The organism is Bacillus sp. FSL R5-0603 (assembly GCF_038050295.1).
In the GTDB taxonomy this organism is placed as follows: Bacteria; Bacillota; Bacilli; order Bacillales; family Bacillaceae; genus Bacillus; species Bacillus subtilis.
In genome coordinates, this window is sequence record NZ_JBBOYP010000001.1 from 526,018 (window position 1) to 549,470 (window position 23,453).

The 23,453-nt window shown below is 42.8% G+C and carries 24 protein-coding genes and 1 pseudogene; 12 read left to right on the top strand and 13 right to left on the bottom strand.

Features of this window, described 5'->3' with window-relative positions:
• The first annotated feature begins 97 nt into the window (after positions 1–97).
• Positions 98–805, top strand: a complete 708-nt coding sequence (locus tag NYE56_RS02700; protein WP_341283421.1) for a DUF421 domain-containing protein — start codon at positions 98–100, stop codon at positions 803–805.
• An 11-nt stretch (positions 806–816) separates the two neighbouring features.
• Here NYE56_RS02700 and cotP read toward each other — a convergent pair whose 3' ends face one another.
• Genes cotP through NYE56_RS02715 form a run of 3 tightly spaced genes read right to left on the bottom strand, consistent with a single transcriptional unit; the run spans position 817 to position 1,789 of the window.
• Positions 817–1,248 (bottom strand): spore coat protein CotP, encoded by a 432-nt coding sequence (gene cotP / locus NYE56_RS02705; RefSeq protein WP_268554685.1) that lies wholly within the window; start codon positions 1,246–1,248, stop codon positions 817–819.
• A 12-nt stretch (positions 1,249–1,260) separates the two neighbouring features.
• The gene (locus tag NYE56_RS02710; RefSeq protein WP_014478992.1) at positions 1,261–1,503 is read right to left on the bottom strand and encodes a spore germination protein; all 243 of its coding nucleotides are present in this window, start codon (positions 1,501–1,503) and stop codon (positions 1,261–1,263) included.
• Positions 1,504–1,516: 13 nt separating this feature from the next.
• On the bottom strand, positions 1,517–1,789 hold the full coding sequence (locus tag NYE56_RS02715) for a spore germination protein (protein ID WP_003243854.1): 273 nt from the start codon (positions 1,787–1,789) through the stop codon (positions 1,517–1,519).
• Between the two features lie 322 nt (positions 1,790–2,111).
• Here NYE56_RS02715 and NYE56_RS02720 point away from each other — a divergent pair, with 322 nt between their 5' ends.
• From NYE56_RS02720 to NYE56_RS02730, 3 genes are all read left to right on the top strand, one after another.
• Positions 2,112–2,711, top strand: a complete 600-nt coding sequence (locus NYE56_RS02720; protein WP_341283422.1) for a TetR/AcrR family transcriptional regulator — start codon at positions 2,112–2,114, stop codon at positions 2,709–2,711.
• Positions 2,708–3,052, top strand: coding sequence for a DoxX family protein (locus tag NYE56_RS02725; RefSeq protein WP_341283423.1), 345 nt, complete (start codon positions 2,708–2,710; stop codon positions 3,050–3,052). Before NYE56_RS02720 ends, NYE56_RS02725 begins: the two co-directional genes overlap by 4 nt.
• 162 nt (positions 3,053–3,214) lie before the next feature.
• A complete protein-coding gene (locus NYE56_RS02730) occupies positions 3,215–3,688 on the top strand; it encodes a GNAT family N-acetyltransferase (RefSeq protein ID WP_341283424.1) in 474 nt (157 codons plus the stop codon).
• Positions 3,689–3,848: 160 nt separating this feature from the next.
• On the opposite strand, the gene vmlR is transcribed toward NYE56_RS02730, so the two are convergent.
• The 3 genes from vmlR to dinB form a co-directional block, all read right to left on the bottom strand.
• Positions 3,849–5,492, bottom strand: a complete 1,644-nt coding sequence (vmlR, locus tag NYE56_RS02735) for an ABC-F type ribosomal protection protein VmlR (protein ID WP_341283425.1) — start codon at positions 5,490–5,492, stop codon at positions 3,849–3,851.
• A gap of 319 nt (positions 5,493–5,811) precedes the next feature.
• Complete coding sequence (locus NYE56_RS02740) at positions 5,812–7,188, bottom strand: amino acid permease (protein WP_014475969.1); 1,377 nt, start codon at positions 7,186–7,188, stop codon at positions 5,812–5,814.
• A gap of 171 nt (positions 7,189–7,359) precedes the next feature.
• A complete protein-coding gene (gene dinB / locus NYE56_RS02745) occupies positions 7,360–7,878 on the bottom strand; it encodes a damage-inducible protein DinB (protein WP_133954678.1) in 519 nt (172 codons plus the stop codon).
• A gap of 167 nt (positions 7,879–8,045) precedes the next feature.
• On the opposite strand from dinB, the gene NYE56_RS02750 reads away from it, so the two are divergent.
• Positions 8,046–8,504, top strand: coding sequence for a MarR family transcriptional regulator (locus NYE56_RS02750; protein ID WP_133954677.1), 459 nt, complete (start codon positions 8,046–8,048; stop codon positions 8,502–8,504).
• Positions 8,501–11,158, top strand: a complete 2,658-nt coding sequence (locus NYE56_RS02755) for an MMPL family transporter (RefSeq protein WP_341283426.1) — start codon at positions 8,501–8,503, stop codon at positions 11,156–11,158. The genes NYE56_RS02750 and NYE56_RS02755 overlap by 4 nt, the downstream gene beginning before the upstream one ends.
• Before the next feature lie 146 nt (positions 11,159–11,304).
• Here the strand turns inward: NYE56_RS02755 and NYE56_RS02760 are convergent, their stop codons facing one another.
• Complete coding sequence (locus NYE56_RS02760) at positions 11,305–11,934, bottom strand: nitroreductase family protein (protein ID WP_003234135.1); 630 nt, start codon at positions 11,932–11,934, stop codon at positions 11,305–11,307.
• 15 nt (positions 11,935–11,949) lie between these two features.
• Positions 11,950–12,444 (bottom strand): MarR family transcriptional regulator, encoded by a 495-nt coding sequence (locus tag NYE56_RS02765; RefSeq protein WP_015252703.1) that lies wholly within the window; start codon positions 12,442–12,444, stop codon positions 11,950–11,952.
• Between the two features lie 208 nt (positions 12,445–12,652).
• On the opposite strand from NYE56_RS02765, the gene NYE56_RS02770 reads away from it, so the two are divergent.
• Entirely contained in the window at positions 12,653–13,861 is a 1,209-nt protein-coding gene (locus NYE56_RS02770; protein WP_046160107.1) for an MFS transporter, read from the top strand.
• A 35-nt stretch (positions 13,862–13,896) separates the two neighbouring features.
• On the opposite strand, the gene NYE56_RS02775 is transcribed toward NYE56_RS02770, so the two are convergent.
• On the bottom strand, positions 13,897–14,634 hold the full coding sequence (locus NYE56_RS02775; RefSeq protein ID WP_251187160.1) for a sulfite exporter TauE/SafE family protein: 738 nt from the start codon (positions 14,632–14,634) through the stop codon (positions 13,897–13,899).
• Positions 14,635–14,882: 248 nt separating this feature from the next.
• On the opposite strand from NYE56_RS02775, the gene NYE56_RS02780 reads away from it, so the two are divergent.
• The 3 genes from NYE56_RS02780 to NYE56_RS02790 all read left to right on the top strand — a co-directional run bounded on the left by NYE56_RS02780 (position 14,883) and on the right by NYE56_RS02790 (position 18,288).
• Entirely contained in the window at positions 14,883–15,557 is a 675-nt protein-coding gene (locus NYE56_RS02780) for a GntR family transcriptional regulator (RefSeq protein WP_326210458.1), read from the top strand.
• A 126-nt stretch (positions 15,558–15,683) separates the two neighbouring features.
• The gene (locus NYE56_RS02785; protein WP_268554692.1) at positions 15,684–16,946 is read left to right on the top strand and encodes a glycoside hydrolase family 18 protein; all 1,263 of its coding nucleotides are present in this window, start codon (positions 15,684–15,686) and stop codon (positions 16,944–16,946) included.
• A gap of 154 nt (positions 16,947–17,100) precedes the next feature.
• On the top strand, positions 17,101–18,288 hold the full coding sequence (locus tag NYE56_RS02790; protein WP_326210456.1) for a glycosyltransferase: 1,188 nt from the start codon (positions 17,101–17,103) through the stop codon (positions 18,286–18,288).
• 39 nt (positions 18,289–18,327) lie between these two features.
• Here the strand turns inward: NYE56_RS02790 and NYE56_RS02795 are convergent, their stop codons facing one another.
• Both NYE56_RS02795 and phoB read right to left on the bottom strand, forming a co-directional pair.
• Complete coding sequence (locus NYE56_RS02795) at positions 18,328–19,038, bottom strand: membrane lipoprotein lipid attachment site-containing protein (RefSeq protein WP_125121440.1); 711 nt, start codon at positions 19,036–19,038, stop codon at positions 18,328–18,330.
• Between the two features lie 65 nt (positions 19,039–19,103).
• Positions 19,104–20,492 (bottom strand): alkaline phosphatase PhoB, encoded by a 1,389-nt coding sequence (gene phoB, locus NYE56_RS02800; protein ID WP_326210452.1) that lies wholly within the window; start codon positions 20,490–20,492, stop codon positions 19,104–19,106.
• A gap of 361 nt (positions 20,493–20,853) precedes the next feature.
• Between phoB and fra the strand changes: the two genes are divergently transcribed.
• Positions 20,854–21,225, top strand: coding sequence for an iron chaperone frataxin (gene fra, locus NYE56_RS02805; protein WP_341283427.1), 372 nt, complete (start codon positions 20,854–20,856; stop codon positions 21,223–21,225).
• A gap of 75 nt (positions 21,226–21,300) precedes the next feature.
• On the opposite strand, the pseudogene NYE56_RS02810 reads toward fra, so the two are convergent.
• Together NYE56_RS02810 and NYE56_RS02815 are read right to left on the bottom strand one after the other, a co-directional pair.
• Positions 21,301–21,799 (bottom strand): annotated as a pseudogene (locus NYE56_RS02810) (YdhH/YoaO family protein).
• A 17-nt stretch (positions 21,800–21,816) separates the two neighbouring features.
• Complete coding sequence (locus NYE56_RS02815; protein ID WP_341283428.1) at positions 21,817–22,296, bottom strand: GNAT family N-acetyltransferase; 480 nt, start codon at positions 22,294–22,296, stop codon at positions 21,817–21,819.
• Positions 22,297–22,380: 84 nt separating this feature from the next.
• Between NYE56_RS02815 and NYE56_RS02820 the strand changes: the two genes are divergently transcribed.
• The gene (locus tag NYE56_RS02820; protein ID WP_341283429.1) at positions 22,381–23,358 is read left to right on the top strand and encodes an HD domain-containing protein; all 978 of its coding nucleotides are present in this window, start codon (positions 22,381–22,383) and stop codon (positions 23,356–23,358) included.
• The last annotated feature ends 95 nt before the right edge of the window (positions 23,359–23,453 follow it).

Consider the following 23,453-nt stretch of genomic DNA (forward strand, 5'->3'; position numbering starts at 1 on the left):
AACAATATTTTTGGTATAGATGGATATAGTAAGCCAAACAATGATAGCAGCAGGAGTTTTTGGCCGAAACAATCTGGGAAGCGGGGAGCGCCATAACATGATTGAACTTGAAGTTGTCATTAGAACGGTTGCCAGCTTTGGCTTGCTGTTAATCGCAGAACGAATTTTAGGCAAACAGACAATCTCTCAAATGACGATTTTTGATTTTATTGCGGCGATCACACTAGGGGCGATTGCCGGTGGATTAGCTTACAATACTTCAATAAAACCGCACAATATGGCCATTTCGTTTAGTATTTTTGTGTTAACTATTTTTCTAATTTCGTTTCTGTCGATAAAGAACAGGAAGCTGAGGAAATTTTTTGCCGGAGATCCAACAGTGCTGATTCAAAACGGGAAGATACTTGAATCAAATATGAGGAAAATGCGTTACACACTCGATTATTTAAATCAGCAATTGCGGGAAAAAGAAATATTTAATATCGAAGAAGTTCTTTTTGCCATTCTTGAAACGAATGGTCAGCTGACTGTGTTAAGAAAACCGCAATTCCGGCATGTGACCAAACAGGATTTAATGATTGCGGTAAACCAAGAACACAGGCTTCCGATAGAGCTTATTATGGACGGAGAAATCATTGAGAATAATTTAAAGCAGAATCGTTTGACGGAATCTTGGCTTTTGGAAGAATTGCGAAAAAGGGACATAAAGGTGAAAGAGACCGTGTACGCAGTGCTGCTGGGTAATGGGGATATTTATGTGGATCAATATAAAGACTATATATCAGCCCCTGTGGATAAGGAATGAAAGGAACAATCTTAAAGCCCTTTTTCGAACGGGATGGTTTCGACTTGTCTTGGGTACGAAATGTGCAGAAGTCCGTTTAACAGCTGAAATTGTAATAAATGAGATTCAGTGGCTTCGGGAAGCTGAATGGTTCGCTCAATTTCGCCGTAATACCGTTCACGCAGCACTTCCATTTCGGCAGGAAAAACAGGCGTGATCGTCCCTTTGATCAACAGCTGGGTTTTAGATAGTAAACGGATCGTTAATTCTTCCTCATACACACCGGGCATTTCCACAATGATAAAATTATATTCTTCATCTTGATAAAAGTCGTAAACAAATGTAGAAGCTTCGGAATCAAAAAAATGTTCCGGGGCTTTATATTTGAGCACATTTGTCCAAAAGTCACTTTGTTTATATTCATTCGTAATCTCAAGCCACTTTCGAATTTTTTCGAAATCCATATGAGATTCTCCTTAAATTTGATTTGCAATAGGCGCAGAAGGGTTTCCGATTTGGTCTTGGTCACTAACGTCTGAATCAATATTTCCAGTGTTCAAAAGTGAAGACGTAGGCGAAAGATCCCCTAAGGAAAAGTTTGCTCCAAAATATTTGCTGTTCGCAGTATGGCTGTTGTGCACAGTCGGGCCGACATCTATATTTCCGTTTTGCGTGACGCCGTTGATCTTAATATTTGCGATGTTAATTTGATATGGCATAGACGAAACCCCTTTAATCTAAAATTGGCGGTGGTGCAATCGGAGGAGCATTAACGTTGGATGTATCAGAGTTGCCGATAGATGTCTGGTCATTTACATCAGGATCGTTTAAGAAGTTTTCCATTACAGATTCTGTAGGTGATGTATCACCGAAAGAAGAGTTGGTTCCTTGAGATTTTTGATTGTTGGTAGGGCTGTTATAAGCAGCTTCGCCTATTGTAATTGAACCATTGCCCGAAATACTGTTGATCTTCAAATAATATAGGTTGATTACTGTAGACGGCATCCCATCACACCCTTCCATCTTTCTGTACAGTACATTATGCGCCGCTGCACCCAATTGTTCCTTGCATTTGCGGGCAAAACTCTATCTGGCCCCGGAGTGATGCTTGTTAGAAAAAAAGAATAAAGTTTGTCACAGCCTGAATGTCAATCTATTTGGCAAATACCTATCAGTGAATGAAAAGCCATTGACATAGTAATCAATGAATTGATTCAGAAGCTGGCAAACAGGATCAGTTTGAAATCATTGACAATGAAGCTAATGCCATGAAATAATACTCGTGAGTAACATTACTTTCGAGTATTATTTTTGGGGGTGGTCCTCGTTGAAAAGTAAAAAAGGACGTAAAGGAGAAGAAAGCCGGAAACGGTTACTCAAAGTTGCCGCTAATGAATTTTCGGTTCGGGGATTCCATGACGCGAAGGTAAGTGAAATTGTGAAAAAAGCTGGGTTCACGCAGCCTTCATTTTATCTGTACTTTCAAAGCAAAGAAGCCATCTTTGCCGAGTTAATAACCGATTTTCACTCTCGAGTCAGAAAGCTGACAGAGTCACTTCTTCTGGAAAACGGATTAAACACGGAGGATGTGTCAAAACGGGTACTGCTAGCTGTAGAGATTGTTTTTCAATTTTTGGCTGAGGACAAGGATTTAACCAAGATCGGCTTTTTTCTCAACCCGGAAGCAAAACAAATGAAAAAAGACTTGGCGATGGTTTTGAAAGAGAACTTAGAAGCAGAACAGCGGCTTGGCTATTTTCACTCTGAACTGGATATGGAAACTGTCGCTGAGTGTTTGGTCGGCATGATTGAACATTTAACCGATTCATTTTTGTTAACCGGAATCAAAGATCCGGCAAGCCTCGCAGCAGAGGTTGTGAATCTTTTAATATACGGGATGCTTCCGAAAGGGAATGAGGTAAGATGATATCTATTATTTTGAAAGTCAGTTTGGCAGCTTTTATGCTCGCGGGAGGCATCATAAAGGTAAGCCGTGTTCCCTTTCAAGTTGAGCATTGGCGGCATTATCAATATCCATTATGGTTTCTGACTGTTACCGGCATTCTTGAAATAGCCGGGGCACTTGCTATGACAGCGGGAATTTGGAATCGGTATGCAGCGATTGGAGCAGGTGTTCTGTTTGTCGTTCTCATGACGGGAGCCATTCATGCGCATATGTTTCGAGCAAGACAATCGGTCATCATGACGATACCAGCGATGATCTGTTTGATTGTTTCTATCATGATCATCATGGGGAGTTACACGTAAGCTTTACACTAATGTTTAAGAACAAGCCCATTTGCAGGAAATCTCCTTTTCTTATCGAATAATAGAAAGTCCAGGAATTAACTGAATCATTAAAATAGAGATCCATTTCTGCATTATTCGTCCGGCATCAGCTGGGCTTTTTTTATAAAGGAGGAATACAGGATGGCATTCACTTTGGAAGACATGACTGAGGAAGAGTTCGAAACCTTTCGCGGGATGTCCGTGCAAAATTATGCGAAACAAAACACAACGTCAGGAACTTGGACGGAAAAAGAGGCATTTGAGAAATCGGAGCAGGCATATGAGAACATGATTCCGAATGGGCGAGACAGCAGCAATCATTATTTTTGGAACATCACAAATGACCAAGGGGAAAGAATGGGCTGGCTCTGGCTGTATGCTGATCCGTTTCATCCGCAAAAGGAAGCGTTTATCTATTCCTTTGGATTGTATGAAGCCTTTCGCGGAAAAGGACTTGCTCAATTGGCGCTTCAAACGCTTGATGAAAAAGCAAGAGAGCTTGGTGCGGAAAGGCTGGCCCTTCATGTGTTTGCACACAACGAGACAGCCGTCTATCTTTATCAGAAGATGGGCTATGCCATGACCAATATTCGTATGCGGAAACAGCTGTGCTGAAAAGTTGCTTACGTTACCCAAACACAACATGCCTATCTGGAAGCAGTGGCAGGGTACTATAAGTCATCATTAGAAACATTAATGTCATTGGAAGGCTTGAACATATAAAGAAAAAGGACAACAGCTGTTGTCCTTTTCAATGCCGCTTGAACTTTCTCCCTCAGTCTTTTTTGTCTTGATGATCCAGCTCTTTTATTCGTTTCGTAAGCTCATTGAAAGCCTGATCAAGCTCCTTATACCCTTTATCATTTGGCATCATAAAACTGAGCTTTCCCAGCACTTCTTGTCTTTCTGTCTCAAGCTTTAACCGAAGCTCCTCCCGCTCATTTCTTTCTGAAGGAGCGTCGTTTAACTGCTTTTTGATGCCATTGTTCGAGATGATGAGTTTACTGTTTGTTGTTTTTTCGAGAAAGTATCGGTCATGTGAAACCGCCAGCAATGTGCCGCTGTATTGTGACAGTGTTTCTTCCAGTTGTTCGCGTGACGGCAGGTCGAGATGGTTTGTCGGCTCATCTAAAATCAGCACGTCTTTTTCCTCCAGAATATAGGCCATCAGTTTGATCTTTACACGCTCACCCATACTCATATGCTTGATCGGTTCAGTCCATTGGGCAGCTGTAAAACCTAAGTGCCTCATCAGATTTTGAACGTGCCCTCTTGCTTTGAATGTTTCATTCTCAAATAACTCTTCCGGTGTTTGTTCTAAAGGCAAATCAAACACCTCCTGCGTTAAATAGCCGATGTTTGCGGACGGCGACACCCATACGCTTCCTTCTGCTGTTTCCTGTCCAAGAATGATATTCAGTAATGTCGTTTTTCCGCTGCCATTGGGGCCTAAGATGGCAACCTTTTCGCCATGTTGAATCGTAAAGTTTGCGTTTTTAAAGAGAGTCCTTTCTCCAAACGCTTTTGTTACATTTTGAACTTCTAAAAAACGTTTCCCTGTTTTGTGGGTTGTATCGATTGAAAAGCGGACTGTATATTCTGGGGTAACGGGTTCCGCCTTTGCTTTTTCAAGCTCTTTTTCAAGCCTCTTCTGCTTGGATTTTATCTGGGCATCCGTACGCTTCGCTTTTACCCGGTGATATTCTTTAAACCCTTCCTTTTTCGTCGATTGAGCATGGGCTTTTTCCGACCAAGAAGCGAGCTCATTCATTTGTGCTTCAATCCGTTCAACCATTTTTTGCTGCTTTTCATATTCACGCTGCTGGGTGAGTCTTTTCTTCTCCCGGAACTTCATATACCCGGAGTAATTCCCTTTGAATTCAATCAGCGTCTGATCCTCAAGCGACCATATTTTTGTTGCGGCTTCGTCTAAAAAATATCGATCGTGAGAAACGAGAATCACAGTGCCGCTATAATGTTTCAGCTGGTGAATGAGAAATTGCATGCTTTTTTCATCAAGGTGGTTTGTCGGTTCATCTAACAGCAGCAGATCTGCATCCTCTGATAGTCCTTTCGCCAGCCGCGCTTTCAGTTTTTCACCGCCGCTTAACTGATGAAAATCACGAAGAGGCACATGCCATTTCTCTAGTAACTTCTTTTCGGCAGGTGTCTGATCCGCAAAGGAATACGCCGCGGTTTCCTGTTCAACCAAAGCCAGTTTTATATCCTTCCGAAGGATTTGACCCTGTGCAGGGGCTAAGTCATTGTGAATGAGGTGCAGCAGCGTAGATTTCCCAGCGCCGTTTTTTCCGATAATCCCAATGATATCTCCTTGCTGAACACTGGCATTTACATGTTTAAAAACAGTCAGATCCTTTACTTCATAGCTAACGTTTGTTAATGTTACGATCTCTTTCATCCATATCCCTCGCTTTAAAGGGAGAATAAAAAAATCCTCCCAAAATGTGTTGGAAGGATTAGCCGTGCCTGTGCATGATCAAATAAGCTATTTTTTATAAATAGCAGGTCGTATATATAGAAAATGGGCAGACTAATCCTATTTTTTGATTTGAAATATTGATTTCAAACGGTAAAAATAAGATTAGTTAATCATTGTCCACCCATCATCCCTTCTTGTTTTGATTACAAACACTATAGCACACCTTCAAATTCAAAAGCAAAGGTCATTTTCATCAAAAAAACTCCTGCTCTCATTTTTGAGGCAGGAGTTTCGAGTCTTATTGATGCTTCGCTTTTCTCACTTTATAAATCACAATCAGCAAAATAAACCAAACCGGTGTGACAAATAAGGAAACACGAGTATCCTGTGCCAGTGCCAGCACAACCAGAACAAACGCCAGGAACGCAAGAATCAGATAATTTGTAAACGGATAAAGCGGAAGCTTAAACTTGTTTGTTTTCGCTAATTCAGGTCTTGTTTTGCGGTATTTCATATGGCAGATGACCGTAATCCCCCAAATATAGATAAAGCATACGGTTGAAATACTTGTGATCAGGGTGAATACGCCTTCCGGCATGATGTAGTTTAACGTAACACCGATTAAAATCACGATAGCTGAAAAGAATAAAGCATTTCTAGGCACTTTACGCTGAGTCAGTTTCGCCATTGACTCAGGCGCATTGTGATCTTTCGCCAGGGAATAGACCATACGGCTTGTACTGAATACAGCGCTGTTGCATGCTGAAGCAGCGGATGTCAACACAACAAAGTTGATGATACTTGCAGCCCCGACGATGCCAACAGCAACAAATACTTGTACGAATGGGCTTTCGCTGGGATTGATGACATCCCAAGGGTAGATGCTCATAATCACGAGAAGAGCCCCGATATAAAAAAGCAGCACACGGACAGGAATATTGTTGATCGCCTTAGGGATTACTTTTTCAGGGTTTTCTGTTTCACCGGCTGTAAGCCCGACAAGCTCAATGCCGACAAAAGCAAACACAACCATCTGGAACGAGAGGATAAACCCGTGCATGCCATTCGGGAACAGGCCTCCGTGGCTCCAGAGATTTGTGAAGCTGGACACTCCTGAGCTTGTGGAAAAGCCTTTGAAAATCATCACAAGGCCAATGACGATTAACGCCAAAATGGCAATGACTTTAATCAAAGCAAACCAAAATTCTAATTCTCCAAAAAGCTTGACTGTCGCCAGGTTCATAATCAGTAAAATAATAAGAGCGATTAAGCCGGGCACCCATTGCGGCACACCAGGGAGCCAATATTGAGTGTAGAGCCCGACTGCTGTCAGATCAGCCATCGCAATGGAAATCCAGCAGAACCAATATGTCCAGCCGGTGATAAATGCTGCCATATCGCCCAGGTAGTCTTGTACAAAATCCACAAAAGAGTGATAGTTCAAGTTTGATAACAGCAGTTCACCCAGCGATCTCATAATTAAAAAGCAAATGATCCCTGTGATCATATAAGCAAATAAAATCGAAGGTCCAGCAAAATGAATCGATTTGCCTGAGCCGAGAAATAAGCCTGTCCCAATGGCTCCGCCGATGGCGATGAGCTGGATATGCCTGTTTTTCAAGCCTCTCTGCAACGTTTGCTGATTTATATTGTCTTTCGTCATGTCGTCTGTCACTTTATGTGTTCCTCCATTAAAAATTGATTATTGAGTCAGCAATCTATTTTTAATGATTATTATAACACTAAAATTTCTATCTTTTTTACTAAAAAAGGATTGATGAAAAGAATTTTAATGTGATTTGGACTATTTCCCGAAAAAAGCGGCTCCATTTAGGGAGCCGCTTTTTTATGCTTTTTCATTTTTTTTCATAAACAGGTAAAGCCCATAATCTGTCGGTGCGGATGCGTATCCTGCCTGCCGCAGCATTGCTGTGATATTGCCGCGATGGTATGTTCCGTGATTGACAACGTGGGGAATCAGTTCGGAAACAGTTGTTTTCATGATTCCGCCTGAGGGATTTTGAATCTGGAGTGGCTTATTGAGCTGTTCTTTTTGCTGTAAAAATAGTGTATAGCGCTCGGATAATCTCAGAAAAAGGTCTTCCATTTCCTCTATTTCTTTAGCCTCTGTCTGTTCTTTTAGCTGTTCAGCTAACGCCAAAGCATCGCTCATCGTTTTGCCGGAAAACACTTCAATCCAGCCGAGATCAGAAAGGTAAACATGAGACAATACATGGGATATCGACGGAAACACACTTTGAATTTCTTGATGGTATACCTCTTTTGGAAGCTCTTTTAATCGGTTGAATATTTGTTGATTGGCCCAGACATTATATTCATACAATTTTAATGAAAAATCCGACATGTTAAATTTCCCCCTTCGTGTGTATAGCTTCTATTATACACGAACGTGCGTTCTTATGAAGAGTGCTCGTGAATAAAATTTGTTGACATATATAGTTTAGGGGAATAAACTAATTGACATTGAACATAAAGTTTAGCGGGGTAAACTATAATGAGGAGGGGAAGATATTGAATGAACAAAAGCTATGTCAGGCGATAAACCTGTTCGTGGAAGTCCTGCTTGGAGGGACAGAATTTGTGCATCGTGAAATCAATCAGGATGTCTTCAAGCATATCTCAAGGGAACAGGCAGACCTGTTGAAAATTTTAAAAGTCAAGGGCCCAACCTCTCCCGGCAGCCTGGCCATGTACCAAAATGTACATAAGAGCGCGATCTCTAACAGACTGAAAAAGCTGCTCGAAAAGGGATTGGTTCAATGGGACGACTGTCCGGCAAAAAATGATAGGCGCTCTAAGCTTATTAACATTACACCCAGTGGTGAACACATACTAGAAGAATTAGATTCTGCCATCTTTAACGCGCTCAAACCGCTGATCGATGATATAGATGAGGAACACTTACATTCCATCATCGAGATATTCACCATTTTAAAAAGCAAATTTAAAGGAGGAGATTCTGCCGAATGAGAGCAATCATCAAATTCAAGTGGGCAATTGCAGCCATAGTATTAGCACTAACCGTCGTTTTGAGTTTGTTTTCTCCGAACTTAACGGAGCTGGCCAATCAAAAGGGGCAGGCCCAGCTTCCCGCTGATGCGGTTTCAGAAAGGGCAAACGCCATTTTAAAACAAGCGGGAGAAGACAATAATTCGATCAGTGTCGTCTTTACATTAGACCATGCTCTAAAGAAAGAAACAGAGAATCAGCTTCGGATAATGATCGATAAAATCAAAAAGATCGACGGTGTAGAAGAGGTAACATCTCCTCTGTCAGCGGAAAAAGAAGTCAAAGACCAGTTGATGTCGAAAGACAAGAAAACCGTTCTCGTGCCTGTCACGATTACAGGTTCTGATAAAAAGGCGGAAAAAATTGCGGACGAGATTTATCAAATCGTTCCTGATGATTTGACGGCATATATTACGGGAGCTTCCCTTATCAACCAGGATTTCGCTCACAGCTCAGAGGAAGGGCTTAAGAAAACGGAAGTGATTACAGTCTGCCTGATCATCGGTTTACTGTTGATCGTGTTCCGATCTGTTGTGACGCCTTTTATCCCGATTGTGGTTGTCGGTTTTTCTTATCTGATCAGTCAATCCATACTGGGCATCCTTGTATACAATGTTGATTTTCCTATCTCGACGTTTACGCAAACCTTCTTAGTCGCGATCTTGTTCGGTATTGGAACAGATTACTGCATACTGCTTCTTACACGATTCCGTGAAGAATTGGCAAACGGGCATGATAAAAAAGAAGCGGCGCTTATCGCTTACCGCACAGGGGGAAAAACCTTATTTATCAGCGGATTTGCGGTATTAATCGGATTTTCCGCCTTAGGATTTGCGAAGTTTGCGATTTTCCAATCCGCAGTAGGGGTAGCAGTCGGTGTGGGAATTTTAATGATCATCCTCTACACACTGCTGCCATTATTTATGGTGACGCTGGGTGAAAAATTATTCTGGCCTTCTAAGAAAGTGCTGTCACACAGTGATAACAAACTATGGGCGTTTCTCGGCAGACACTCCGTTGCGCGTCCGTTTCTGTTCATTGTCATCACGGTGGTGATTACGCTTCCGTTCATCTTGACCTATGATGACCAGATTTCATTCGACTCAACTGCGGAAATCAGCAGCGATTATAAATCTATAAAAGCTCTCGAGGCCATTAAGGATGGATTCGGGGAAGGAAAAGCGTTCCCGATCAATGTTGTCATAAAAGGAGACAAAGATCTCACAACAGCTGATACAATTCCTTATCTAGGAAATATCAGCAAAGCGATCGAGAAAGTTGATCATGTTGACTCTGTGATGACCATTACGCAGCCGACTGGTGAAAAAATCAAAGATTTATATATTGATAACCAGCTAGGATCGGTTTCAGACGGGCTGGATAAGACGGTAAAAGGGATTGCCGATGTCCAAAGCGGATTAACGGATATAGAAAACGGACTGAATCAAATGGCAGGGCAAACCGGCTCGGCCTCAAATGGAGGGTCTGGCGGTTCACTGGGCGATGCGGCAGATGGCTTGGGCAAAATCAATCAGCAGCTGCAGCTCGTGAGCAAACAGATTTCCCAAACCGGCAATACCGCACAGACCGTGCAGCAGCTTACGGCAATCAGCGGACAGCTTGGCCAGATTCAAACCGGTCTTGAACAAGCGAACCAGCAGCTCTCAGGCCAGCAGGCACAAGCCGGAACGCTGACAGAAAGCCTGAAGAAGCTGTCCGAAGGCGTGAGGAGCGCAAATCAGGGCCTGACGAAAGTCTCTGACGGTATTACAGCTTCCAGTGATATGTTAGAGGACATGAGCAAAAGTCCAACTGTAAGAGATACAGGCATATTCATTCCTGATCAAGTAATGAAGGACAAAGACTTTAAGAAGTCAATTGACGAGTATTCCTTTGCAGACGGCAAAGGTGTTCAATTAAGTGTCGTTCTGGATTCAAATCCGTACTCAGAACAAGCTATTGCGACAATAAACCAAATCAAAAAAGCTGTCGCAAACGAAGTTGACGGCACTCCTTTGGAGGATGCACAGATCGTATACGGCGGGGTCACGAGTATGAATGCGGACTTAAAAGAGCTGTCCACAACGGACTTCTCCAGAACAATGGTGATTATGATTATAGGCCTGTTTATCGTGTTAACCATTTTGTTCCGCTCAATGATCATGCCGATTTATATGATCGCGTCATTGCTGCTGACGTACTATACGTCGATATCCATAACAGAATTAATTTTTGTAAACGGCTTAGGAAACGCGGGTGTCAGCTGGGCAGTGCCATTCTTCAGCTTTGTCATCTTGATCGCGTTAGGGGTAGATTATTCGATCTTCTTGCTGGATCGATTTAAGGAAGAGGTGCACCTTGGCATTGAGCAAGGTGTCGTCAGGTCAATGAGCAAAATGGGATCTGTCATTATTACAGCTGCCATTATATTGGCCGGTACGTTCGCGGCGATGATGCCTTCAGGTGTCAATACACTGATGCAGGTGGCAAGTGTTATCATCATCGGGCTCTTGCTTTACGGCCTTGTCATACTTCCGCTCTTCATCCCGGCAATCATTGCGACCTTTGGAGAAGGAAACTGGTGGCCGTTCGGCAGGAAGAAAGGAAAAGAGTAATCGAGAGAAGAGTGATGAATGGTCATCACTCTTTTTTCATGACTAAACAACTAACTTCAGACGTGTTACCCAAAAAAGGTCAGACGATCAAACGGCGGCTGTACTTAAAAACAAAGAGCCCGGAAAACATTCCCGGGCTCTTTGTTTTATTTCCATTCTGCAATTGTATCAATCGGCAGACGGTAGGAAGCATAGCCTTCGTCTGCTGCTTTTCCGATAGAAAGTAGCATAACCGGTACATAACGTTCTTTATCTAATCCGAAGGTTTCCGCGATGTTTTCTTTATCGTATCCGCCGATCGGGTTTGTATCGTAGCCATGCGCGCGTGCAGTCAGCATCAGCTGCATGGAAACGAGACCTCCGTCAATCAGGATCGTTTCACGGTTGACCTGTGCCGGAAGCTTTTCAAAATGTGCGGTCAGCGCGGCGATTTGTCTGTCTTTAACCTCCTGCGGCATGTAACCAAGTTCCACGGCTTTTGAATAGATTTCTTCTAAGTAGTCTGCATTGTTCATGTCTGCAAATACAGCGATGACAGCAGATGATGTTGTGACCTGTGTTTGGTTAAAGCTTGCAAGCGGTGCGAGCTTTTCTTTTCCTTCCGGGCTGTCAATGACAAGAAAACGCCATGGCTGCGCGTTAACAGAAGATGGCGCGGTTGTTGCTTCCTCTAAGATCTCTGTCATTTCTTCTTTGCTGATTTTTACTGCCGGATCATAGTTGCGAATCGAACGGCGGCCTTTCATAATTTCCATAAAATCGTTTGTTTTGATCAAGTTGATACACTCCTCTTAAGCTTCGATATTATTTATATTGTTTCGCATGCGCGCCAGCACATCAATGAGCAGGCGGCGTTCTTCTGCGCTTACATTTGCGAGCATTTCCTTCATGAAACGCTCCTTTTCCTTCTTAGAAGACTCGATTCGCTCTCTTCCTTGGTCTGTTAACCGAACAAGGGTGATGCGGTTGTCCTCAGGCTTGCGCCGCCTTGATACCATGCCTTTGGCTTCCAGCTGTTTCAGGTGTCTGGTAACGGCTGCGCTATCGATATTTACTTTCTTTTGAAGGTCGCTTTGACTGATCTCATCTGCATGATAAAGCAATGTCAGCAATTCCAAACGAGATTGGCTGATGCCCGTGCATGCCTCGAACTTCACGCCAATCACCTTGTTCACGCCTTGCAGCTGATATAAAATCTCGGCTTCCTCTGAACAAAATGACGCCAAAACCCATCCCTTCTTTCCTGTCAAAACTATTAATTGATATATCAATGATTGACACGTCAATTAATATACAACGATTGATTTCATCTTGCAAGCCATTTGCATCTTCGAAAAACCTCCCAGCGGAATATCACTTTGCCGAGCCCGTGCTCAAACGGCTTTCACAGGCTGAAAGTTATGATACAATATACAAATGTTTCACAGCTTCAATCCATTATTGGAGCTGACATCCATTATATAAGGGACTAGGTTGAAGGGAAGGTTTGATAACATGCTGCACAATCCAACTGGAAAAGAACGCTTGGCACTAGCGTTTCTGCTCGGCATGCTTGCTATATTGGGCCCGCTTAATATAGATATGTATTTGCCAAGTTTTCCTGAAATCGCGGAAGATTTATCAGCAAGTGCTTCACTTGTTCAGTTAAGTTTAACAGCCTGTCTGGTCGGGCTTACGATCGGCCAGCTGATTGTCGGGCCGGTCAGCGATGCGCAGGGAAGACGAAAACCGCTATTAATCTGTATTTTTTTATTTGCGTTATCTTCTCTGTTTTGTGCACTGTCGCCCAATATAACAACTTTAGTGGCTGCGCGTTTTTTACAGGGCTTCACTGCTTCTGCAGGGCTTGTGCTGTCTCGCGCAATCGTCCGCGATGTGTTTACCGGAAGAGAGCTTTCTAAATTTTTCTCGCTGTTAATGGTCATTACCGCGGTGGCGCCAATGGTTGCGCCTATGACAGGCGGTGCCATTTTGCTTTTGCCGTTCGCAACGTGGCATACAATTTTTCACGTCCTCATGATCATCGGATTTTTACTCGTTCTTCTGATTGCATTGAGGTTAAAAGAAACGCTTCCGCCGGAAAAACGGATTCCGAGCTCAATCGGAACATCCGTCAAAACGATGGGCAGCCTGTTGAAGGACCGGTCCTTTATGGGGTACGCGTTAACTGTCGGATTTATTCACGGGGGAAGCTTTGCATATGTGTCTGGTACGCCTTTTGTATACCAGGACATCTACGGGGTGTCTCCGCAGGTATTTAGTATTCTTTTTGGCATTAACGGGCTGGCGATTATATCGGGCAGCTTTATCATCGGACGCTTTGGCGGAATCATTCATGAAAAAAGCCTGCTCCGTATAGCGGTCATTACGGCTATGATTGCGACGGCTGTGCTATTAACCATGACCATGATTCACGGCCCGCTTGCTACATTAGTCATAGCCATTTTCATTTACATGATTACGATCGGCATGGTTCTGACCAGCACGTTTACCTTGGCCATGGAAAAGCAGGGGCACCGCGCCGGAAGTGCAAGTGCGCTGCTTGGGATGCTCCCGCTGCTCCTCGGTTCAATCGTGTCACCGCTTGTAGGCATTAATGAGACAACAGCCGTTCCGATGGGAGCCATCATGTTTGTAACAGCTGTCATCGGCTCACTGGCGTTTTTTGGATTAACGAAAGAACGAGTAGGGCAGAATTCATAAAAAAACCTGACATGACGTCAGGTTCTTTGTTTTATTTAGAGTAACAACAGCAGGCCTGCAATCGCCGGAGTCAAAAAGATGGCTGATTTCAAAACCACCTTTGGCATGAGGTTGGTGAATTTCGCGCCTACATAGGCACCGCACATTGTCCCGACCAGAACTTTGACAAGCAAAACGTAATCAACAAAACCTTCTGTGATATATCCGATGCCTCCACCTACAGCCAAAGGGATGATCACAAGCATTGTCGTTCCGACAGAATGGCGAATGGACAGATTCAGCATAATCATTAAACCGATTTGAATAAAAGGTGCCGACCCGATGCCGAATGTGCCGGAAAGAACGCCGGCTGCAATTCCTAAGATGACCGCTCTCGTATACGTTGAAAGAGTGCTTTGATTCACTTGAGCCTTCTCTTTTAAAATAAATAATCTGATTAAAATGAGAATTGCTGATAAAAATAACATTCCAGCCGTCAAATAATGAAGCAAATCAGCCGGAATAAAAGATGTCAGCTTGGCGCCGAAAAATGAGCCAACCGCAGCAAAGCCTCCGACTATTAAGCCGATTTTCATTTGAATGTTGCCCTCGCGATAGTGGCTGTATGCCCCTGATAAGCTTGTAAAAGCCATGCCGGCAAGTGAAGTGCCTAAAGCCGTATGAATCGGGATATGGAAAAGAAGCGTTAAAAGGGCAATGACAAAGCCGGCTCCACCGGCGCCAATAAAGCCTAAAATAATTCCTAGAAGAAACATAACAAGAATAATGAGCATATTTTTTCCTCCATTGAAAAGATGTAAAAATGTAATCGTGCGCTATTCTGGCGGAGGTATGGTGTCCTATTGACGAAGAAAAACACGCCGTTTTTTCAGTTGCCAGTAGTCCGTCGACCGTCGTTCAGCAAACATATCGTACCTCAAATTCTGAGATCTGACAAGGCAGTTTGTTGCTTCCCATTACCATCTGTTATATGATTTTGATGAAGAAAAGCCCTTGAATATATTCAAAAGAGGTATTATATATGGACGATTTTAAATTAGATAAGCCGACTCCCTACTACCTGCAATTTTATAACCAGCTAAAAAAAATGATCTTCAACGGGACTTTTAAGCCTGGGGAACGGATAAACGAAACACAGCTGGCGAAAAGCTTTGGCGTCAGCCGCTCTCCGATAAGGGAAGCCATGCGGCTGCTTGAGAAAGACGGGTTGTTAAAAGCGGATGACCGAAATGGATTTTCGATCACGTCATTAACGGCAAAAGATGTAGATGAGATTTATAAAATCAGAATTCCGCTGGAGCAGCTGGCAGTCGAATTAGTCATAGACGAAGCGGACGAAGAAGAGCTGACCACACTCGAAAAACAGCTTGAAGAAACAGAGAAAGCCATTCACAACGGCACGGAAGATACGGAAATCATTCGTTTAAACCAAAAATTTCATGAGCTGCTGGTTGATTTCAGCCATAACAGACATTTGAAAAATTTGCTTGAGCATGTAAATGATCTGATTCATTTTTGCAGAATCCTTAATTATACCGGCGACCACCGTGCAGAAACGATACTGCGTGAGCACCGCAGGATATTTGAAGAAGTGAAAAAGAAAAACAAAGAAGCAGCCAAACAGCATGTGCTGGCTCATTTCAATCATGACTGTGAGCATTTGAAGCATGTGCTTGAAGAAGGTAAAGAGAATTGATTTCTATGATCCGGTACCAAGGGGGAGCAGAACCCTTGGTATTTTTTTATGTATTCACCACATATCTAAGAGGCCCCGTTAATAAGATTTTATGATGGTTTGACTAACGAATAATGGGGGTTAAACATGTTTATCCATATCGTCGGGCCTGGTGATTCTTTGTTTTCGATAGGCAGAAGATACGGTGCTTCTGTTGATCAAATACGGGGTGTGAATGGTTTAGATGAAACGAATATCGTGCCGGGGCAGGCTCTGCTTATCCCTCTTTATGTATATACAGTCCAGCCGGGAGATACGCTTACCGCCATTGCAGCCAAAGCGTTTGTGCCATTAGAGCGACTGCGAGCCGCCAATCCGGGCATCAGCCCAAATGCTTTACAAGCGGGAGCAAAAATAACGATTCCTTCGATCTCAAATTACATTGCGGGGACATTGAGTTTTTACGTGCTCCGAAATCCTGACCTCGATCGGGAATTAATCAATGATTATGCGCCATACTCGTCTTCGATTTCAATTTTCGAATACCATATTGCACCGAACGGCGACATTGCAAACCAATTGAATGATGCGGCCGCTATCGAGACAACTTGGCAAAGACGAGTCACGCCGCTTGCGACTATAACAAACCTTACATCAACAGGATTCAGTACAGAACTCGTTCACCAAGTCCTGAACAACCCGACAGCGAGAACCAATCTGGTCAACAATATTTATGACTTAGTTTCCACAAGGGGATATGGCGGTGTGACAATCGATTTTGAACAGGTGAGCGCCGAGGATCGTGACCTTTTCACTGGTTTTTTGCGTCAGCTGAGAGATCGCCTTCAGGCGGGAGGATATGTGCTGACGATAGCTGTTCCGGCAAAAACAAGCGATAATATCCCCTGGCTGAGAGGCTATGATTACGGAGGAATAGGAGCGGTTGTTAATTATATGTTTATCATGGCTTATGATTGGCATCATGCCGGAAGTGAGCCGGGTCCTGTAGCGCCGATTACTGAAATAAGGAGAACCATTGAGTTTACGATTGCGCAGGTGCCGAGCAGAAAAATCATTATCGGAGTCCCGCTCTACGGGTACGACTGGATCATCCCGTACCAGCCGGGCACAGTTGCTTCAGCGATTTCAAATCAAAACGCAATCGAAAGAGCGATGAGGTACCAAGCCCCGATACAATATTCAGAAGAATATCAATCACCGTTTTTCCGGTACAGTGATCAGCAGGGGCGGACGCATGAGGTATGGTTTGAGGATGTCAGAAGCATGAGCCGGAAGATGCAGATCGTCCGCGAATACAGATTGCAGGCTATTGGCGCTTGGCAGTTAACGCTGGGCTTTACACCGGGCCCATGGCTTCTGCGGAAATTTTTTACGATCAGAAAAGTGTAAAAAAAGACACCAGAGTTTGGGTGTCTTTTTTTGATTAAGTCCAGAGCAGCAGAATAGTTCATTCATTTGTACCTTGCATGGGTTGTGTTCCCATTTTACGATTAGTAGTAGTCTGATCAAACAAAGAGTCAGAATTTGAGAGGGAGTTGTCTACATGAAGACAGTATTGATTTTGAATTTTCCTGCGGAAGGCCATGTGAATCCTACCTTAGGCATTACAAAAGCGTTTTCCGATAAGGGATATGATGTCCATTATATATCCACTGAAAAATATAAAAAACGATTAGAAGCAGCGGGAGCAACGGTCCATCTTCACCGGGATCTGCTGCGAACGACACCTATTCATGTCGGTTCGCCCAATGGCATTCTTGATTTCTTGAAAATCCATATCAAAACGTCATTGGACATTTTACAGATTGTCAAAGACTTATCTAAGAGCATTCAATTTGATTTTGTTTATTATGATAAATTCGGCGCGGGGGAATTGGTAAGGGATTACTTAGATATTCCAGGAGTCTCTTCATCGGCGTCTTTCTTGTTTGGCGAGGAGCACCTGAAAATCCTGCCGCTGCATCCGGAGTCTGGAGCGCCGCTTGAATTGGATCAAGAGTGCGAAGACCTTTTGGCAAAAATGAAAGAAACGTACGGTGTTGCCCCGAAAAACCTGGTTCAATTCATGAACAATAAAGGGGAATTAAACGTAGTGTATACAAGCCGTTATTTTCAGCCAGAAAGTGATCGTTTCGGGGATGAATGTCTATTTATCGGGCCGAGCTTTCCAAAGAGAGCGGAAAAAACAGATTTCCCGATTGAACAGCTAAAAGATGAGAAGGTCATTTATATTTCAATGGGGACTGTACTGGATCATACAGAGGATTTCTTCAACCTTTGTATTGATGCATTTTCAGGCTTTAACGGAAAAGTCGTCATCGCTGCCGGAGAAAAAGCGGACCTGACCAAATTAAAGCAGGCGCCGGAAAACTTTATCATTGCTCCGTATGTCCCTCAGCTGGAAGTGCTGGAGCAATCGGATGTTTTCATTACACACGGCGGAATGAACAGCGTAAACGAAGGCATTCATTTCAGCGTGCCACTGGTTGTCATGCCTCATGACAAGGATCAGCCGATGGTGGCGCAGCGTCTCTCTGAACTCCGTGCAGGCTATGTCATCTCTAAAGATGAAGTCAATGCCCAAATATTAAAACAGGCCGTAGATGAGGTTTTGCGCAACGATCAGTATACGGCAGGCATTAAAAAAATCAATCAAAGCTTCAAGGAATGTATGGACATGGAAGAAGTGATGGAGCGGATTGATGAGTTGATTCGCCAAAAAAACAAATAAGAAAAAGAACTCCCGTACCTTGTACGGGGAGTTCTTCATTTAAAACTTGATTTTGATTTTTTGAGCATCACTGATTTTCTTATGGTTATGGTCAAAGACGTCACTTGTCGTGATTTCGATCCACTTAATCTCTTTTGTTTTCTTCTCAGCATCCGCGGCCTTATCATGAGCATGGCCGCTTGATGCGTTCACAATAAAGCCGAGATTTCCGGACTTTTCGGCCCCGCCTTCCAATTCACCGTTTAACTCTTCAAGATAAATATCTTTGTTCCAATCAAAGGTTTCGCCCGTATTTGTTTTCATCAATGCAATCGGCGCAACATTTACTTTTTTTGAAGAGGTGTTCTTGATATCAACGAAAACCTTAACGAAATCAAACTCTTCATCGTGTGTTAACTCATGAAAGTAGTCAATCATGCTGTAGTCCGGGCGCAAGTGGATCAGCTTCATTTCTTTTACTGTTAACTCCACGTCGCCAATCTTATAGGTTTTGTTCACCTGTTTGATATCTTTTAAGACAGCTTTTCCTTTATCATCTGAAAACGTTTGGCCGACCTTAAGCAATGACCGGTCATCAGTTACCTGGGAATTAGGCTGATAATTATCTGTGCTGTCCTTCTGGGATGAAGTGCTTTGCAGCTCAGCTTTTACTGTTTTCTCCCCGCCTGCATGCTGTTTTTCAGTACTGGCGTTTGATGAGCAGCCCGCAAGCATGATAGCAAAAACGAAAATTGAAAGAATTCTTCTCATGATGATTCCTCCATTAAAAAGAGATCCCGTTACTTCATACAAGCAACGGGACACCTTGTATTCTTTTACTTATCGTTAATCTTAATGTTGTATTGTAAAGCCTTGAAGACATTTTTGGCGATTTCTGTATTGTCGATTTGGCCGGCAAATGTCTCACTAGATGGACCGTATGCATAGACGGGAACATCTTCACCGGTATGTCCGCCTGTTGTCCATCCAGTGTGAGAGCGTTTATTAAAGATGTTCTCGATTGCGTTATCGATATCCAGCACTTCCTTCGATTTTGCCGCTTCTTCAACAGATTGAATTTCGGCTTTTGTTAAAGACAATTTCTTTTGATCGATATATGTTTTCAACGTTTTTTCAACATCCGCGCCGTCAGCGATCTTTTCTGCCATAAAGTCAGGTGTGCGTTTTGCGGCTTTAATGGGTTCACTGAACCAATTGTAGATGCCGTCCGCACCGATGGAATATCCGCCGGTTGAGTGGTCAGCCGTTGCGACAACCAATGTGTGCTTGTCTTTTTTAGCGAAATCAATAGCCGCCTTATAAGCTTGTTCGAAGTCTTCCATCTCGCTCATGGCGCCGACGATATCATTGTCATGGCCCGCCCAGTCAATTTGGCTGCCTTCCACCATGAGGAAGAATCCGTCTTTATCCTTGTTTAATTTTTTAATGGCTGTGTTTGTCATATCTTTAAGTGATGGAATATCCTTCGTCCGGTCAATCTTTTTAGGCAGGCCGCCGTCAGCGAATAGGCCGAGAACTTGGCTGTCTTTGTTTTTCAGCATGTCCTTGCGGTTATCCACATAGCTGTACCCCGCTTTTTTGAATTCCTTGATCAAATTACGGTCCTTACGGTCAAAATTGCTCTTTCCTCCGCCTAGAAGGACATCAATTTTGTGCTTGCCGTTGACCATCTCATCAAAATAATCATTCGCAATTGAGTTCATATTTTTTCGGCTGTGGTCGTGTGAACCGAAAGAGGCCGGAGTGGCGTGTGTAATTTCTGAAGTGGCCACAAGTCCTGTTGCTTTTCCTTTTTCTTTCGCAGCTTCAAGCACCGTTTTGGCTTCTGACCCGTCGTTATCAACCGCTATGGCATTATTGTATGTTTTAATTCCCGCAGACATAGCCGTTGCCGCCGCTGCAGAATCCGTTACATTTTGTTCAGGATCATCGGGGTAAGTTGTTTGCTGGCCGACAAGATACTGATCAAAAGCCGTAGGCTCCACAACTTTTGTCTTTTTATTATCCTTTAAGTATCGATAAGCAGACGTATAAGACACACCCATACCATCACCAATCAGAACAATAACATTCTTAATTTCGTCGTGGTTCCCCTTTTTCTTTTCCTGGGCGCTGGCTTCAGGCACACTGCCGCTGGCTAAGCTGCTGAACGCAATTGATGATAAAACCGCGATAGGCAGTAATTTCTTCGGGAATTTTTTCAACTGGATAACCTCCTAAATGTAGATGAATCTCAATGACAACCCAATTATATTTTTAAACTGTTAAGCTAGTATTAATGGATTTTAAAGATTGGATTTACAAGAATAATGAACTGGCACCCTTAAATAATGGTTATTCTTTTATGAGAAGTTTTAGAAGGAAAGAGTGATAGTACTAAAGAAATAAATTGGAGGAATAGATACTGGCCGTGGATAGGCGGACTGAAATCTGCTATAGTCGCATACAAGCAACCCGCTTACATCTTGAACAATTTTAAGTATTATGTTGGAAAGAGGTATTGTGTAAGCACATGTCTGAGCAGTTCATATGGAGTGGCATCATTTTATTTTAGGAGGGAACAACATGGACGTTTTTTCTGAGTATTTAGCGGGGATTGATGACCAGTTCCACCGAGAAAGAACGGAAGAGGTGTTAACTTGGATAAAAAATAAATATCCAAATTTACATACAGAAATAAAATGGAACCAGCCGATGTTTACAGATCACGGTACATTTATTATTGGCTTTAGTGTTTCTAAAAAGCATTTAGCTGTCGCTCCTGAAAAAGTAACGATAGCGCACGTAGAGGATGATATTGTGAAGGCAGGATATGACTACACCGAGCAGCTGATACGTATCCCTTGGAACGGTCCAGTTGATTACACGCTACTTGAGAACATGATTGAGTTTAATATTCGGGATAAGGCAGACTGCTCCACTTTTTGGCGAAAATGAAGGAAAAAGGCATAACATATGAGCTGTATAAAATATGTTACACCTTTTCATTTGTCTATTTTTCGTTTTGATCATCTATTGCTGCTTTTCTTCAAACAAGGTCTTTTCATTGAGCGTAAGCTGGCTCGCAGAATAATGATTACCTTGTTTCCATTTCACTTCAATCGTAATATCATGGCCTTCAAGCTCATGTTCATCTAACCGCTCTAAAAAAGAAACGGACTTTTCTTTTGCGCTTCCATCAGAAAAAGTGCCTCCAGCATAATCATGCATCGGGATTTCCGTGTCAGAACTCAGCAGAATTTCATCATCCTTTTTTACAATCAGTGATTCCAAATAAGTGTTGTCTATTTCAATTGTATCACCGATCCAATAAAGTTTGCCGCTGTATTCATTCGGTGCATCTTCATTTTTTTTTGAAAACAGCTTCCCAATTCTGGTCTTTGCTTTCTCCCTGCCAATTCGGATACTCCAAACGAACATGATGAATCAGGTGATAGGAAAAAAAGATCAAGCAGAAAGCGATTAATAGGAATGCCGTGAAAATGAGAGGGTATTTATAATGACTGGACATAAAAGACTCCTATTCGTTTAATCAATTACCTTTGAAAATAGAATTTCATCCCGAATTAAAATGCCGTTTTCAGCCACCTCGGGAATCTCCGGCTTGAGTCGGCGCGCTTTTTCAACTGCGTTCGGAAACACTTCGGCGAATTGATAGCCTCTCTTTTGATAAAACGCCATCGCATGTACATTATCATTCGTTGTGATAAGCTTTATTCGTTGACAATGTGCATGTTTAGCCGTCTCTTCAACCTGCTGAAGTAAAGCTGTGCCGATTCCTTTATTTTCAATCATACTATCAAATGAAATAATTTCACAATCTTTCCCATCTATTGTGTATGTAATACAGCCAATGATTTCGCCGCTTTCATTTACTGCGGCAAATCCATCTAATTCATCACACCGAAAAATGCCGCTGGAAATCGCCATCTCGGGTGTACCCCAATGCTTGGCAAAAAAATCGGTCAACATATGTTTCGCTATCTCATTGTTTGGGATGATGATCATCGTAACACTCCTCTATTGAAAGATTGCATGTGTATTATCAATATAAACAATATATAACAAAAAAATAGATGTTGAGGTGACAGCATGGAAATCAGAGATGTCATTTACGGGCATCACCATATAGATGGAGTGCTGGAAGAGCTTATCAAAAGCGCTCCTGTGCAAAGATTAAAAGGGATCTATCAAGGCGGAGCAAGCTTTTTAGTCAATCGAAAGTGGAATGTGACCAGGTATGAGCACTCCATCGGCGTAATGCTCCTGATCAAAAAGCTCGGAGGAACGATAGAAGAACAGGTTGCAGGTCTGCTCCACGACGTATCACACACAGCTTTTTCTCATGTGGTCGACGTTGTCTTTGAAAATCAAGCAGAAGACTATCATGAAAACATCTTTCAACAAGTCATTGTTCACTCTGAAATCCCGGACATTCTACAAAAACACGGCTATCATACTGAAGAACTTTTATCTGACGATTCAAAGTGGACATTGCTCGAACAGCCCGCGCCGGAGCTGTGTGCTGATCGGACAGACTATACGCTGCGTGATATGTACCGATATGGACACATTAGCCTGCATGAAGCGCAAACCTTTTTGGATCATCTTATTGTGAGAAACGGAAGGATGTTTCCGGATAGTGTTGAAGCCGCCGAATGGTTTGTCAGTGTGTACTACAAGGAAGTGATTGATTTCTTTTTGAATCCTGTGAATGTATATGGATATGAATATTTAGCGCGAGCATTGAAGGCAGCGCTGCGGCATCATGTCATATCCGCAGAGGACCTCCTGAAAACAGACCAAGAGGTACTGAACATCCTGCGTGCATCAAAAAATGAAGAAGTCCTGAGCTTGCTTACATCTATTCATCCCGGCATACAAGTAATAGAGGATGACATCCAGTACGATTTCCATCAAAAGAAGAAAATGCGCCTAATTGATCCATCCATTTTTCTTGATGGCGAATGGATCAAATCCTCAGATGCTTCTGAAAAGGTGAGGAAAATGGGTGAGGCCGCTTATCAAAAAGCAAAAAAAGGTGTGTATATAAAAATCTTAAATCAGTAATTGCCGCCTGAAAGCGGCTTTTTTTCATGTTTGGCTTTGCAAACAAAGGGGAATAGGACAAACTGCGGGAATGCTTTATGAGAATATCAGCGTAT

Excerpts from the sequence above, each read along its gene's own strand:
- NYE56_RS02700 (WP_341283421.1), top strand. The coding sequence starts at position 98 with ATGATTGAACTTGAAGTTGTCATTAGAACGGTTGCCAGCTTTGGCTTG.
- cotP (WP_268554685.1), bottom strand. The coding sequence starts at position 1,248 with ATGGATTTCGAAAAAATTCGAAAGTGGCTTGAGATTACGAATGAATAT.
- NYE56_RS02710 (WP_014478992.1), bottom strand. The coding sequence starts at position 1,503 with ATGCCATATCAAATTAACATCGCAAATATTAAGATCAACGGCGTCACG.
- NYE56_RS02715 (WP_003243854.1), bottom strand. The coding sequence starts at position 1,789 with ATGCCGTCTACAGTAATCAACCTATATTATTTGAAGATCAACAGTATT.
- NYE56_RS02725 (WP_341283423.1), top strand. The coding sequence starts at position 2,708 with ATGATATCTATTATTTTGAAAGTCAGTTTGGCAGCTTTTATGCTCGCG.
- NYE56_RS02730 (WP_341283424.1), top strand. The coding sequence starts at position 3,215 with ATGGCATTCACTTTGGAAGACATGACTGAGGAAGAGTTCGAAACCTTT.
- vmlR (WP_341283425.1), bottom strand. The coding sequence starts at position 5,492 with ATGAAAGAGATCGTAACATTAACAAACGTTAGCTATGAAGTAAAGGAT.
- dinB (WP_133954678.1), bottom strand. The coding sequence starts at position 7,878 with ATGTCGGATTTTTCATTAAAATTGTATGAATATAATGTCTGGGCCAAT.
- NYE56_RS02755 (WP_341283426.1), top strand. The coding sequence starts at position 8,501 with ATGAGAGCAATCATCAAATTCAAGTGGGCAATTGCAGCCATAGTATTA.
- NYE56_RS02770 (WP_046160107.1), top strand. The coding sequence starts at position 12,653 with ATGCTGCACAATCCAACTGGAAAAGAACGCTTGGCACTAGCGTTTCTG.
- NYE56_RS02775 (WP_251187160.1), bottom strand. The coding sequence starts at position 14,634 with ATGCTCATTATTCTTGTTATGTTTCTTCTAGGAATTATTTTAGGCTTT.
- NYE56_RS02780 (WP_326210458.1), top strand. The coding sequence starts at position 14,883 with ATGGACGATTTTAAATTAGATAAGCCGACTCCCTACTACCTGCAATTT.
- NYE56_RS02785 (WP_268554692.1), top strand. The coding sequence starts at position 15,684 with ATGTTTATCCATATCGTCGGGCCTGGTGATTCTTTGTTTTCGATAGGC.
- NYE56_RS02790 (WP_326210456.1), top strand. The coding sequence starts at position 17,101 with ATGAAGACAGTATTGATTTTGAATTTTCCTGCGGAAGGCCATGTGAAT.
- NYE56_RS02795 (WP_125121440.1), bottom strand. The coding sequence starts at position 19,038 with ATGAGAAGAATTCTTTCAATTTTCGTTTTTGCTATCATGCTTGCGGGC.
- fra (WP_341283427.1), top strand. The coding sequence starts at position 20,854 with ATGGACGTTTTTTCTGAGTATTTAGCGGGGATTGATGACCAGTTCCAC.
- NYE56_RS02815 (WP_341283428.1), bottom strand. The coding sequence starts at position 22,296 with ATGATCATCATCCCAAACAATGAGATAGCGAAACATATGTTGACCGAT.
- NYE56_RS02820 (WP_341283429.1), top strand. The coding sequence starts at position 22,381 with ATGGAAATCAGAGATGTCATTTACGGGCATCACCATATAGATGGAGTG.